Source organism: Cellulomonas sp. P24, assembly GCF_024704385.1.
Lineage (GTDB): Bacteria > Actinomycetota > Actinomycetes > Actinomycetales > Cellulomonadaceae > JAJDFX01.
The window spans coordinates 488,676-501,661 of record NZ_JAJDFX010000002.1 but is presented as its reverse complement, the minus strand read 5'-3'; the positions used below and the strand labels follow the sequence as shown (position 1 = coordinate 501,661).

General features: G+C 71.7%; 14 protein-coding genes. 6 read left to right on the top strand and 8 right to left on the bottom strand.

The window, feature by feature from the left end:
• Positions 1-2: 2 nt before the first annotated feature.
• Positions 3-797, top strand: a complete 795-nt coding sequence (gene dapB / locus LJB74_RS02435) for a 4-hydroxy-tetrahydrodipicolinate reductase (protein ID WP_310650791.1) — start codon at positions 3-5, stop codon at positions 795-797.
• Positions 798-802: 5 nt separating this feature from the next.
• Positions 803-1,261: a hypothetical protein gene (locus tag LJB74_RS02430; protein WP_259307034.1), complete on the top strand. Its 459-nt coding sequence runs from the start codon at positions 803-805 to the stop codon at positions 1,259-1,261.
• A gap of 90 nt (positions 1,262-1,351) precedes the next feature.
• Here the strand turns inward: LJB74_RS02430 and LJB74_RS02425 are convergent, their stop codons facing one another.
• From LJB74_RS02425 to LJB74_RS02410, 4 genes are all read right to left on the bottom strand, one after another.
• Positions 1,352-1,897, bottom strand: coding sequence for a GNAT family N-acetyltransferase (locus LJB74_RS02425; RefSeq protein WP_259307033.1), 546 nt, complete (start codon positions 1,895-1,897; stop codon positions 1,352-1,354).
• Positions 1,898-1,999: 102 nt separating this feature from the next.
• Positions 2,000-2,320, bottom strand: coding sequence for an AzlD domain-containing protein (locus LJB74_RS02420; protein ID WP_259307032.1), 321 nt, complete (start codon positions 2,318-2,320; stop codon positions 2,000-2,002).
• A complete protein-coding gene (locus LJB74_RS02415; RefSeq protein ID WP_259307031.1) occupies positions 2,317-3,018 on the bottom strand; it encodes an AzlC family ABC transporter permease in 702 nt (233 codons plus the stop codon). The genes LJB74_RS02420 and LJB74_RS02415 overlap by 4 nt, the downstream gene beginning before the upstream one ends.
• Position 3,019: 1 nt before the next feature.
• Positions 3,020-4,537: an NAD-dependent succinate-semialdehyde dehydrogenase gene (locus LJB74_RS02410; RefSeq protein WP_259307030.1), complete on the bottom strand. Its 1,518-nt coding sequence runs from the start codon at positions 4,535-4,537 to the stop codon at positions 3,020-3,022.
• Between the two features lie 6 nt (positions 4,538-4,543).
• On the opposite strand from LJB74_RS02410, the gene LJB74_RS02405 reads away from it, so the two are divergent.
• Positions 4,544-5,347, top strand: coding sequence for a thymidylate synthase (locus LJB74_RS02405; RefSeq protein WP_259307029.1), 804 nt, complete (start codon positions 4,544-4,546; stop codon positions 5,345-5,347).
• Positions 5,348-5,418: 71 nt separating this feature from the next.
• Entirely contained in the window at positions 5,419-5,916 is a 498-nt protein-coding gene (locus LJB74_RS02400) for a dihydrofolate reductase (RefSeq protein WP_259310258.1), read from the top strand.
• Positions 5,917-5,952: 36 nt separating this feature from the next.
• Here the strand turns inward: LJB74_RS02400 and LJB74_RS02395 are convergent, their stop codons facing one another.
• The 4 genes from LJB74_RS02395 to LJB74_RS02380 form a co-directional block, all read right to left on the bottom strand.
• Complete coding sequence (locus LJB74_RS02395; protein WP_259307028.1) at positions 5,953-7,365, bottom strand: ABC transporter substrate-binding protein; 1,413 nt, start codon at positions 7,363-7,365, stop codon at positions 5,953-5,955.
• A gap of 144 nt (positions 7,366-7,509) precedes the next feature.
• Entirely contained in the window at positions 7,510-8,406 is an 897-nt protein-coding gene (locus LJB74_RS02390; protein ID WP_396125108.1) for a carbohydrate ABC transporter permease, read from the bottom strand.
• A complete protein-coding gene (locus LJB74_RS02385) occupies positions 8,403-9,368 on the bottom strand; it encodes a carbohydrate ABC transporter permease (protein WP_259307027.1) in 966 nt (321 codons plus the stop codon). The genes LJB74_RS02390 and LJB74_RS02385 overlap by 4 nt, the downstream gene beginning before the upstream one ends.
• The gene (locus LJB74_RS02380; protein ID WP_259307026.1) at positions 9,365-10,066 is read right to left on the bottom strand and encodes a glycerophosphodiester phosphodiesterase; all 702 of its coding nucleotides are present in this window, start codon (positions 10,064-10,066) and stop codon (positions 9,365-9,367) included. The genes LJB74_RS02385 and LJB74_RS02380 overlap by 4 nt, the downstream gene beginning before the upstream one ends.
• 296 nt (positions 10,067-10,362) lie before the next feature.
• Between LJB74_RS02380 and dapA the strand changes: the two genes are divergently transcribed.
• Positions 10,363-11,289, top strand: coding sequence for a 4-hydroxy-tetrahydrodipicolinate synthase (dapA, locus tag LJB74_RS02375; RefSeq protein ID WP_259307025.1), 927 nt, complete (start codon positions 10,363-10,365; stop codon positions 11,287-11,289).
• Positions 11,289-12,974 carry a ribonuclease J gene (locus tag LJB74_RS02370; RefSeq protein ID WP_259307024.1) on the top strand — a complete coding sequence of 562 codons (1,686 nt, stop codon included), beginning with the start codon at positions 11,289-11,291 and terminating at the stop codon, positions 12,972-12,974. Before dapA ends, LJB74_RS02370 begins: the two co-directional genes overlap by 1 nt.
• The last annotated feature ends 12 nt before the right edge of the window (positions 12,975-12,986 follow it).

Sequence of the window (12,986 nt, the reverse complement as noted above, 5' to 3'; positions counted from 1 at the left end):
TCGTGAGAGATGAGAGAGTTTCGACCGACGGGCAGCCGCGCATCACGGTTGCCGTTCTCGGCGCAGCGGGCCGCATGGGCGCGACCGTGTGCGCCGCCGTCGAGGCGGCGCCCGGGCTCGAGCTCGTGGCGCGGCTCGACGCCGGCGACGACCTCGCGCAGGTGGCGGCGTCCGGCGCGGACGTTGCTGTCGACTTCACCGTGCCGAGCGTCACCGAGGCGAACGTGCATGCGCTGATCGACGCCGGGGTGCATGTCGTCGTAGGCACGACGGGGTGGGATGACGAGTCCCTGGCCCGGGTGTCGGCGCACCTGGACGCGGCTCACGCCGCCGGCCACCCGGTCGGGGTCCTGATCGCGCCGAACTTCGCCCTCGGGGCCGTCCTGGCGATGACCTTCGCGGCGCGGGCGGCACGGTACTTCGAGTCGGCCGAGGTCATCGAGCTGCACCACCCGCAGAAGGTCGACGCACCGTCGGGCACCGCACGCCACACAGCCGAGGCGATCGCTGCGGCCCGCGCGGACGCCGGCCTCGGTCCCGTGCCTGACGCGACGCAGACGTCACTCCCGGGGGCTCGCGGCGCCCAGGTCGCGGGGATCGCTGTGCACAGCGTCCGGCTCCGCGGTCTCGTCGCGCACGAGGAGATCCTCTTCGGCAACGCCGGTGAGCAGCTCACGATCCGGCACGACTCGTTCGACCGGGTGAGCTTCATGCCGGGCGTCCTGCTCGGTGTCCGGCAGGTGGCGTCGCGCCCCGGGCTGACTGTCGGGCTCGAGCACCTGCTCGACCTGGGCTGAGCGCCGTGCGTCGTGGACTCGGATGGGCCGTCGCGCTGACCGCGCTGCTCGGTCTGTACGTCTGGCAGGTGGCGTCGCGCGGGGTCGCGCTGATCAGGACGGGTGAGCTCGTCGGCGTCGGCCTCGGGGTGGCCGTCCTGGTCCTCCCGGTGCTCGGGGTGTGGTTCGTCGTCCAGGAGTGGATGCTCGCCTCACGGGTCCAGCAGATGGCCGACGTGCTGGCCGCCGAGGGGCGGCTCCCCGTCGACGACCTCCCGCGCTCGCCCGGCGGGCGCATCGACCGCACCGCCGCGCTCGCCGCGTTCGACGCGGTGCGCGAGGTGGCCGAGAGTCGTCCGGACGACTGGGCGGCGTGGTTCCACCTCGGCTTCGCCTACGACGCGGGTGGCGACCGACGTCGGGCACGTGCAGCGCTGCGCACGGCGGCACGGCTGTACAGGGAAGATGCTGGCTCGCGGGCCTGACCTGTCGCAGTGACCTGTGCTCAGTTCAGTGGCCAGTGCTCAGTTCAGTGGCCTGTGCTCAGGTCCCGGCGTCGTCAGATCTCGGCAACCTCAGATCTCGGCAACCCAGCGACGCTCGACGACCTCTCTGACCCCGGTCGCCAGGACGCGCTCGGAACCGTCGGGTCCCAGCCCGGCCGAGGTCAGGAACTGCTCGCGTGCCGGGTCGCCGTCAAGCACCCAGGTGGCGACATGGACGAGGCCGTCCTCGCGGAGGAGGTCGACCGCCGCGGCGAGCAGCCGTGAGCCGTGCCCACCGCGCTGCGCGACCGGAAGGACCTCGAGCGCGACGACCTCGCCGGCTGTCGAGGTTCCGTCGGTCCCAGCCTCCCGCAGCGGCCGGATCGCGACGAAGCCCACGACGTGCGGCCCGTCGCACGCCACGAGCACGCGGTGGCCCGGTCCGGGTGGCGCGCTGATCGCCGCCGTCCAGCCCGCGGCGAACGCGTCACGGTCGAGAGTCGCCAGGACGGGCTCGCCGAGGACCTCGGCATGCGCCGTCCGCCATGCCTCGAGCTGGATGTCGGCGATGGTCTGCTCGTCCCCGAGGACCGCCGGTCGCACGGAGACGTCTGCCTGTTCACGGAAGAGGGCCATCGGAGCATCATCCCCCGAGCAGCCGTCACGTCTCGCACCACGCCCGCCACCGTGGCCGCCACGAACCTCGCACGGACTGTCATGGCACGGGCGCGGTGCCCGTCAGCCGCCCAGGCCGCGGATCACCGCGGCGGTGACGGCTGCGGCGAGCACCACGACGATGAACGGCGCGCGCAGGACCAGGGCGACCGCGGCGACGGCCAGCGCAGGAACCCGCGCGTCGAGGACGAGGTGCGGTCCGGACGTCACGGTCTGCACGCCGACCAGCGCCGCGAGCAGCGACACCGTCACCAGGGACGCGATCCGGGCGACCCGCGGGTCCGTCAGCCAGTGCGCGGGGACCAGGTGGCCGACGAGCTTGATGCCGAAGCAGGCCGCACTGGCCGCAAGAACGGCGACCCAGGTGACTGCGTAGGCGCTCATGCGGAGTCCTGCGGCGCCGGGGGAGCGACGGTCCTGGTCAGGCCTATCACGACCGCGACAGCCGCCGCGGCGAGCACCGGGACGCCCGGTGGGGTCACCGGGGTCAGCGCCAGAGCGACCACGACCGCCAGACCCGCGACGACCTGCGGGGTGCGCCCGGCCAGACGCGGCCAGACGAGTGCGAGGAACGCCGCGGCGGCCGCGGCATCGAGGCCGTACCTCCGGGGGTCGCCCAGCGCGTTGCCGACGAGGGCGCCCACCACCGTGAACGCGTTCCACAGCACGAACACGCCGACCCCCGTCCACCAGAAGCCGGCCCGGACGGCGGCCGGCTCCCGGTGGGCGGTCGCGACCGCGGTCGACTCGTCGATCGTGAGCTGGGCGGCCAGCGGACGGAGCAGGGGACCCGCCGAGATCAGCGGGGCCACCTGGACGCCGTACAAGCCGTTGCGGACGCCGAGGAGCGCCGCGGTGGTCACGGCGGCCACGGGCGAGCCGCCGGACCCGACCACGCCGATGAACGCGAACTGAGAGCCTCCGGAGAACAGCAGGAGGCTCAGGGCCGCGGTCTGCGGGAGGTCCAGCCCGGCGACGGTCGCGAGCGCCCCGAAGGAGATCCCGTACAGGCCCGTCGCGATCGAGACCGAGAGCGCCTGCTTGACTGCCGAGTCGACGTGCGGGTCGCGGGGGCCCGCCACGTCAGATCGCGACGTAGATGCTGTCGAGGTACTCCGCGATGCCCGCCTCGCCACCCTCCCGGCCGAGACCCGACGACTTGACCCCACCGAACGGTGCGGTGGCGTCCGAGACCATGCCGCGGTTGACCCCGAGCATGCCCGCCTCGATCGACTCGGCGAGCCGGAACGTCCGCCCGACGTCACGCGTGTACGCGTAGGCGACCAGGCCGAAGTCGGTGCTGTTCGCCATGGTGACGGCCTCGGCCTCGGTGCCGAACGTCACGATCGGGGCCACCGGGCCGAAGATCTCCTCGCGCACGGCACGGGAGTCGGGGGAGACTCCGGTCAGGACGGTGGGGGCGTAGAAGAAGCCCGCGTGGTCGAGCGCGTCGCCCCCGGTGGTCACCCGGGCGCCGCCGTCGACGGCATCGGCGACGAGCTCGCTGACCTTGGCGACGGCCTTCGCCTCGATCAAGGGGCCGACCGTGGTCCCGGGGTCGCTGCCGTGCCCGACGACGAGGGCGTCGAACGCCGCGGTGAGCCCGGCGGCGAACTCGTCCGCGACCGACTCGTGCACGAGGAAGCGGTTCGCGGCGACGCAGGTCTGCCCGGCGTTGCGCATCTTCGCGGCGAGGGCGCCCTGGACGGCGGCCGGGATGTCCGCGTCCTCGAACACGAGGAACGGTGCGTTCCCGCCGAGCTCCATCGACGTGCGGAGCACCCCGTCGGCCGCCGCCCGCAGGAGGTGCTGGCCGACCTCCGTCGAGCCCGTGAACGAGAGCTTGCGCAGCCGGCGGTCGGCGAGGAGCGGACCGCTGATGCCGGAGGCGTGGGTCGTGGGGACCACGTTGAGGATCCCGGTGGGCAGCCCGCGGGACTCGAGCTGCTCGCGGACGATCTCGGCGAAGAGGGCCGTCGTGAGCGGCGTGAGCGCGGCAGGCTTGACGACCGCCGTGCAGCCGGCCGCCAGTGCCGGCGCGACCTTGCGGGTGATCATCGCGAGCGGGAAGTTCCAGGGGGTGATGAGCAGGGCGGGGCCGACGGGACGGTTGAGGACGACCTGGTGGTTCGCACCGGACGGGGCGCGCCGGGCGAGCCCGTCGATGCGGACGGCCTGCTCGGAGTACCACCGGAGGTACTCGGCGCCGTAGATGACCTCGGCACGCGACTCGGCGAGAGGCTTGCCGCCCTCGGCGGTGATCACGGCGGCGAGGTCGTCGGTGCGGGCGATCATCTCGTCGAAGACGGCACGGAGCAGGTCGGCGCGTTGACGGGGCGCGACCTCGCGCCAGGCGGGCCAGGAGTCGTGCGCCGAGGTGAGCGCGGCGAGCGCGTCGTCGGACGTCGCGTCGGCGACGTCGAACAGCGTCTCCTCCGTCGCGGGGTCCTGGACGGGGAACGTCGCGCCGGAGGACGCGGGACGCCACTGGCCGTCGATGAGCAGACCGGTGGGGAGGTGGGCAGCAACGGTGGGGGGGGATCCGTGAGGACGACATGCCTCAGTATCGCGCCCGGAGGGCCTCGTGGCGATGCCTATCATGACGGCATGACGACCGTGCCGACCCCGTACGAAGACCTGCTCCGGCACGTGCTCGAGCACGGCACCGTGAAGTCGGACCGGACCGGCACCGGCACGCGCAGCGTGTTCGGTCACCAGCTGCGGTACGACCTCTCCGAGGGTTTCCCGCTCGTCACGACCAAGCGGGTCCACCTGAAGTCGATCGTCTACGAGCTGCTGTGGTTCCTTCGTGGCGACTCGAACGTCCGGTGGCTCCAGGAGCACGGGGTGTCGATCTGGGACGAGTGGGCCGGACCGGACGGCGAGCTCGGGCCCGTGTACGGGGTCCAGTGGCGGTCGTGGCCGACCCCCGACGGCGGTCATGTCGACCAGATCGCGCAGGTGGTCGACCAGCTCCGGACGAATCCCGACTCACGGCGGATCATCGTCTCGGCGTGGAACGTCGGGGACATCCCGCAGATGGCACTGCCCCCGTGCCACGCGTTCTTCCAGTTCTACGTGGCCGACGGCCGGCTGAGCTGTCAGCTGTACCAGCGGTCGGCCGACCTCTTCCTCGGGGTGCCGTTCAACATCGCGTCGTACGCGCTGCTCACCCACATGGTGGCCCAGCAGGCCGGTCTCGAGGTCGGCGACTTCGTCTGGACCGGTGGCGACTGCCACATCTACGACAACCACGTGGAGCAGGTGCGCACGCAGCTCGCCCGTGAGCCGTACCCGTACCCGACTCTGCGTCTTCGCCAGGCTCCCTCGATGTTCGACTACACCTTCGAGGACGTCGAGATCGTCGACTACCAGCACCATCCGGCGATCGCGGCACCGGTGGCCGTGTGAGCCCGTCAGGCCATCCGGGCCATCCGGGCCAGGCAGGCCCGGCAGGTCAGGCACAGTCCGGGCTCGGGCTCATCTGGGCGCAGTCCCGCGCCGGGGTGATCGGTGTGGACGGCGGGCTGCCGTGGCATCTGCCGGAGGACCTGGCCCACTTCCGCGAGACGACCGCCGGGAGCCCGGTGATCATGGGCCGTGCGACGTGGGAGTCGTTGCCGGTGCGGTTCCGCCCGCTCCCGGGCCGCACCAACATCGTGCTGTCCCGTCGGCCCGGTCTGGTGGCGGACGGTGCGACGGTGGTGCCGGACCTGTCTGCCGCTCTCGACGTGGCCGCCGGCCGGGAGGCGTGGGTGATCGGTGGTGCGTCGGTCTACGCGGAGGCGATCACCCGGGCGACCCGCCTCGAGGTCACCGAGGTGGATCTTGAGGTGGCGGGGGACACGTACGCCCCGGCGGTCGACGGAACGTGGCTCGAGGTCGCGCGGTCGCCCGAGGACGGGTGGCACACGTCGAGGACCGGACACCGCTACCGGTTCGTGAGCTACCGGCGTCGTCCCGGCGTCGCGACGGGCTGACCCGGCCCCTCCGCCGAGGGGCCGGGCCCGAGCACGTCAGACGAGCTTCGGCTTGACGTCGCGCGTGTAGATGTCCTGCAGCTGGGTCTTGACCGCGGTGAGCACCGTCTTCGGGTCCTCGTTCTGCGTGACGACCCGGCCGAACCCGTCGGCGATCGCCTTGTCACCACCGGGGAGGAAGACCCGGGCGCGGTCCTGGGTGCGCACGACGGCGATCTGGTCGATCGCGGTCTTGATCTGCGGGGCCTTGGCCGTGAGGGTGCTGGTGTCCGCGGAGGTCCGGGTCGGGATGTAGCCCGTCGCCGCGGAGAACGCGATCGTGTTCTCCGGGAGCGTGAGGAACTTCAGGAAGGTCGCTGCGGCGAGCTGCTCCTCCGGGGTGATCGCCTGCGGGATGCCGATCCCGGCACCGCCCGACGGGCACACCGGCTCGGTCGCGGACGGGCCACCGGGAAGGAAGCCGACGCCGAGGTCGAAGTTGGCGTTCTTGAGGATCCCGACGAGGCTGCCCGTCGAGCTGACCGTCGCGCTCACCGCACCGGACGCGATGTCGGCCGACTGGTCGTTCGCGGTGACGCCCGCCCACTTCTCCTCCTGGACGCCCTTGCGGATCCAGTCGAGCGCCGAGACGACGGGGTCCGCGTCGATCGTGATGTCCCAGTCGTGGCTGTACGCGCCGCCCCAGCCCCACGCGTTGTTCTGGAACGTCCACCCGGCGTAGCCGGCGACGGCGGGGTACTGGAAGGCCTTCTGGGTGCCCACCCCGGCCCCCATGAGCTTCGGAGCCCACTCGGCGAACTCGTTCCAGGTCGTGGGTGCCCGGTCGGGGAGACCCGCGGCGGCCCAGTGCGCCTTGTTGTAGTAGAACAGCGGCGTCGAGCGCGCGTACGGCACGGCCCACTGCTCGCCCGCGTACTGGTAGTCCGAGTAGAAGCTCGGGCGGAAGTCCGCGGTGTCGATCTTGACGGCCTTCAACAGCGAGGTCAGCGGGATGATCGACTGGTTGAGGTAGTAGCGGAACCACCACACGTCGGAGAACATCACCAGCCCCGGCAGCCCGCCGCCGGTCAGGGCGGTCTGGAAGCGCTGGGCGACCTCCTCGTAGCTCGCGCCGGCGGTCACGAGGGTGACGGTGATCGCGGACTGCGAGGCGTTGAACTTCTCGACGAGGGCCTTCTCGACCGCCTGCGAGCCGCCCGGGTGGTTCGACCAGAAGCTGATCTGCTTGGCCGGCTTCACACCGGCCCAGTCGGTGGTGCTCGTCGGGGTCGGGGTCGAGCCGACGGCTGCCGTCGACGGCCCGGCGCATGCGGCGAGCGTCAGGGCGCCTGCACCGGCTCCGGCCAGGGCCAGGAACGTCCGGCGGTCGAAGGCGCGGTCAGGCAGGTGCAGTCCACCCGGCGTGGCGCTCGTGAGGCCGGGGAGGAAGCGGGAGAGACCGGGGTTCATCAGGGTGTCCTTCCAGGGACGTGGGGAGGAGCGAGCGGACGGACGGACAGGCTGGTCTGGTGGTCTGGTGGTCTGGTGGTCTGGTGGTCTGGTTGCGGAACGGGGCGGGAGCAGCGGTCGATGGCGTCGAGGTGGCCGAGGGCGTCAGCCCGTGACCGCGCCCTGGGTGAGGCCGGCCACGATCCAGCGCTGCAGGGCGGCGAAGATCGCGAGGACGGGGAGGATGACCACGACCGTCCCCGCCATGAGGACGCCCCACGCGGCGGACCCGGACTCGCTGTTCTGCAGCAGCGTGAGCCCGACGGGCAGCGTCATGGAGTTCGGGTCGTCGACGATGATCAGCGGCCACAGGTACTCGTTCCACTCGAACACGATGCTGATCAGCGCGACGGTGGCGATGGCCGGTGCGGAGACGGGGGCGACGACCGACACGAGGCGGCGCAGGTGGCTCGCGCCGTCGAGCTCGGCGGCTTCCACGATCGACCGGGGGAGCGAGAGGAACTGCTGTCGCAGCAGGAAGGTCCCGAACGCCGTGCCGAGGCCCGGGAGGACGATCCCCCAGAGGGTGTTGCGACCGCCGAGCTGCGCGATCAACGTGTAGTTGGGGACCAGCGCGATGTGTGGCGGCACCATCAGGGCGACGAGGATCAGCAGGAACACCAGGCGCTTCCCGGGGAAGCGGATGAAGACGAGCGCGTAGGCCGTGATCACGGCGAGCACGACCTTGATCCCCGCGCCGACCGCCGTGACGATCGCGCTGTTGAGGAAGAGCCGACCGAAGGACACGGTCCGGGCTGCCTCGAGGTAGTTGCCGGCGTAGGGCTTGCTCGGCAGCCACTGGATCGGGAGCCGCACCAGCTCGTGCGGCTGCTTGATCGAGGCGATGACCATCCACGCCAACGGGAGGACGACGACGGTGGTCGCCAGGACGACGGGCAGGTACCCGCCGAGCACAGCGTGGAACGTGCCGCGGACGGATCCGGGGCGACGCCGCGTCGTCGGCGCTGCAGCAGCGCCCGGGTGGGTCGCGACGGTGCTCACGCGTAGTGCACCTTTCTCTCGAGGAAGCGCATCTGGACCAGCGTCGCGACCAGCAGCACCGCGAACAGGATCGTGGCGACGGCGGCGGAGTAGCCGGCACGGCCGTTGACGAACGCCTCGACGTACACCTGGTACATGAGGGTCGTGGTCCCGTCGAGCGGCCCTCCCTTGGTCATCACGTGGATGAGGTCGAAGGACTGCAGCGAGCTGAGCATGGTCGTCACCATGAGGAAGAACGTCGTCGGCGACAGGAGCGGGACGGTGATCCGGGTGAACCGGCGGACCGCTCCCGCGCCGTCGAGCGCCGCGGCGTCGAGGACGTCCTGCGGGACGCTCTGCAGCGCTGCCAGGTAGACGACGGCTGCGTAACCGAGGTTCTTCCAGACGTAGACGACGATCACCATCACCAGGGCCCAGTTCCGGTTGAGGTACCAGTCCGGTCCGGTCGCGCCCCACAGTCGCAGGAGGGCCGAGAGCGCGCCGTAGGTGGGATCGAAGATGAACAGCCAGACGAGACCGACGCCGACTCCCGAGAGCACGTACGGGGCGAACACGACGGCGCGCGCACCGGTGCGGCCGCGGATGCGCTGGTTGAGCGCGGTCGCGAGCAGCAGTCCGAGCACCAGCGTGGCGCCGACGGTCGCGACGGTGAAGACGGCGGTCACCCGCAGCACCTCGAGGCTCGTCGGGTCGTGGAACCACCGCAGGTAGTTGCCGAAGCCGACGGGGGTGGCGGTGCGGGACCCGAGGTTCCAGTCGAGCGTGGAGTAGTACACGTTGCTCAGGAGCGGACGGTACGTGAAGAGCGCGATCAGGAGGAGGTTCGGTCCCGCGAACGCGAGGAAGATCAGGTACTCACGGGTCCGTCGGCTCCGACGCGGCCGCGGGGGAGCCGACGGCGGCGCCGGCTCGACCGCCGGTTCGGGCGCGGTGCGGGAGTCCCGCGTACCGAGGACGGTCACGCGGACGCCCCGTCGAGGAGCGTGCGCAGGGCACCGACCCGATCCGTCATCACGGCGTCGAGGCCCATGTCGAGGACGAGTCGCAGGTCGGCGTCGTCGTTCGGCGTCCAGCAGCACACGCCGATGCCGAATGCGTGGAAGGCCTCGACGGTCGCCGGCGCCAGGAGCTTCCAGTACGGGTTGTAGAACTGCGGGCGCAGCATCGCGAGGAGGCGGACGTCCGGGAGATGGAGGCTCGTGTCGTTGAAGTAGATCGTGGCGTCCGGATCGCCCGCGCGGATCTCCAGGAGGCCGTCGGTGGAGCCGCAGAACGCGGTGCCCGTGGCGCGGTGGCGCCGGACGACCTCGGCGGCGGGGAGAGCCGCGATCGGGTGCTTCTGGTCGAGCACGAGGGGCACGCCGGTCTCCGCCGAGAGGTCGAGGAGGTCCTCGAGCCGGGGGATCCGCAGGTCACCGTCGCCCAGGCGGGCGATCTCGGGCCAGGTCATCGAGGACACCGGTCGCGGGTCGCCCCAGTGGCGCGCGAGTGTGTCGTCGTGGAGGACCACGACGGTGCCGTCCGCAGCGAGCTGGACGTCCACCTCGACGGCATCAGCGCCCTGCTCCATCGCAGCCCGCACGGCGTCGACGGTGTTCTCGCGGTACCGGACGGGATCGCCGCGGTGGGCGATGGCCAGGACTTGCGCGGGGGACGGCACGGCGAGACCTCCAGGAGGTGGTGGTGTGGGCGGTTCCGCCCGGCGGCGCCACGAGCGCAGCCGAGAGGGAGTACACACCCCCGAGAGCGCCCTGGGAGGGTATGAACGGGATCCGTCACCGAGGGTTCATGAGGTGTTCGCTGGATGCACCTGCAGGTCACGTCCGCTTTCCTGCTGCGACGCGCGCACGTCACCGGACGGACCCCTGGCAGTCCGGGTCGCCCCGGCGGCACGCGGTGGCGGCCCTTCCGTACGAGGTCGCCCCGGTCGTCCCCGCGGGACGGTAGTTTGAGGCCATGCCGCACGCCACCTCGCCCGCGCGCCCGTTCGGAACGGTGCTGACCGCGATGGTCACCCCCATGGACGCAGCAGGAGCAGTCGACCTCGACGCCGCTGCCCGCCTCGCCCGCCACCTCGCCGACCACGGCCACGACGGGATCGTCGTGAACGGGACGACGGGCGAGTCCCCGACCACCCACGCCCCGGAGAAGTCGGACCTGGTCCGCACCGTCGTCGAGGCGGTCGGCGACCGGGTCGTCGTCGTCGCCGGCGCGGGCTCGAACGACACCTCGCACGCGATCCGGATGGCGCAGCAGGCGCAGGAGGCCGGGGCGAACGGCCTGCTCGTCGTGAGCCCGTACTACTCGCGTCCGTCGCAGGCCGGCATCGTCACGCACACGCTCGCCGTCGCCGAGGCCACCTCGCTGCCGGTGATGCTGTACGACGTTCCCGGGCGGACGGGCGTCCGGCTCTCCGCCGCCACGCTCGACCGGCTCGCCGCGCACGAGCAGATCGTGGCGATGAAGGACGCGACCGGCGACGTCGCCGGCGCGGCGCACTCGATCCAGCGCACGGGGCTGGCCTGGTACAGCGGGGACGACGCGGTCTTCCTGCCGTTGCTCGCCCAGGGTGCGGTCGGCGTGGTCAGCGTCGTCGGGCACGTCGCGGGTCTGCAGCTCGCCGAGATCGCGCAGGCGTTCGCCGCCGGCGACAACGCGCGTGCTCTCGAGGTGTTCCGTGCGATCGGCCCGGCGATCCGGGCGATGAACGGTGCGGGTTTCCAGGCGGTCATGGCGAAGGCGGCGATCGAGATCCTGGGGATCACCACGAACCGCGAGCTGCGCCTGCCGAACGTCGCGGCGACGGACGATGAGGCCCTCGAGGTGCGCGCCGGGCTGGTTGCCGCCGGGCTGGTCAGCGCGGTCGGCTCGCCGGAGCGCTGATGTCGCACCCGCACCCCGAGCTCGGCCTGCCGCCCGAGCTCCCGGACGGCGCGCTCCGGGTGGTCGCGCTCGGCGGTCTGGGGGAGATCGGGCGCAACATGTCCGTCCTCGAGCACGCCGGTCGACTGCTCGTGATCGACTGCGGGGTCCTGTTCCCGGAGGACCACCAACCCGGGGTCGACCTGATCCTCCCGGACTTCGACTACCTCCACGGGCGGCTCGACGACATCGAGGCGATCGTCCTCACGCACGGTCACGAGGACCACATCGGCGCCGTGCCGTACCTGCTGCGGCTCCGCGAGGACATCCCGCTGGTCGGCTCGCAGCTGACGCTGGCCTTCGTCGAGGCCAAGCTTCGCGAGCACCGGATCACCCCGCTGACGCTGGCTGTCCGCGAGGGACAGGTCGAACGGCTGGGCGTCTTCGAGTGCGAGTTCGTCGCCGTGAACCACTCGATCCCCGATGCGCTGGCGGTCGCGGTGCGCACGGGTGCCGGCACGGTGCTGCACACGGGCGACTTCAAGATGGACCAGCTGCCGCTCGACGGCCGCGTCACCGACCTGCGGGCGTTCGCGCGCCTCGGCGAGGCCGGGGTCGACCTCTTCATGGTCGACTCGACGAACGCCGAGGTCCCCGGGTTCGTCGCCTCGGAGCGTGAGATCGGTCCGGTGCTCGACGGCGTCTTCGCGACGAGCGAGCGGAGCATCGTCGTCGCGTCGTTCGCGTCGCACGTGCACCGGGTGCAGCAGGTGCTCGACGCCGCGCACACGCACGGACGGCGGGTCGCGCTGGTCGGGCGGTCGATGGTGCGCAACATGACCATCGCCGCCGAGCTGGGCCACCTGCACGTCCCCGATGGGGTCCTCATCGACGTCAAGAAGGTCGACACCGTCCCGGACGACGAGATCGTCCTGATGTGCACCGGGTCGCAGGGTGAGCCGATGGCGGCGCTGTCGAGGATCGCGAACCGGGACCACAAGATCTCCGTCGGCCCCGGGGACACGGTGATCCTCGCGTCGTCCTTGATCCCCGGGAACGAGAACGCCGTCTACCGCGTCATCAACGGCCTGACGCGGCTCGGTGCCCGCGTGGTGCACGGGGGCAACGCGAAGGTGCACGTGTCCGGGCACGCGTCGGCGGGTGAGCTGCTGTACTGCTACAACATCCTGCGACCACGCAACGTCATGCCGGTGCACGGCGAGGCGCGGCACCTCGTCGCCAACGCGGCGCTCGCGGTCCGCACGGGCGTTCCGGCCGACCACGTGGTCGTCGCCGAGGACGGCGTGGTCGTCGACCTGGTCGAGGGGCGTGCCCGTGTGGTCGGCGCCGTCCCGTGCGGTTACGTCTACGTGGACGGCGCGAGCGTCGGAGAGATCGGCGAGGTCGAGCTCAAGGACCGGCGCATCCTGGGGGAGGAGGGGTTCGTCTCGATCTTCGTCGTCGTGGACTCGGCGACCGGGAAGGTGCTGAGCGAGCCGCAGATCCAGACGCGCGGCTTCGCCGAGCAGGACGCCGTGTTCGACGACATCCGCCCGCAGATCGTCGCGGCGGTCGAGGACGCCGCGCGTGGAGGCTCGGCGGACACGTACCAGCTCCAGCAGGTGGTTCGCCGCATCGTCGGACGGTGGGTCTCCGGTCGTCTGCGCCGGCGGCCGATGATCATCCCGGTCGTCGTCGAGGCGTGACGCCGCCGAGCG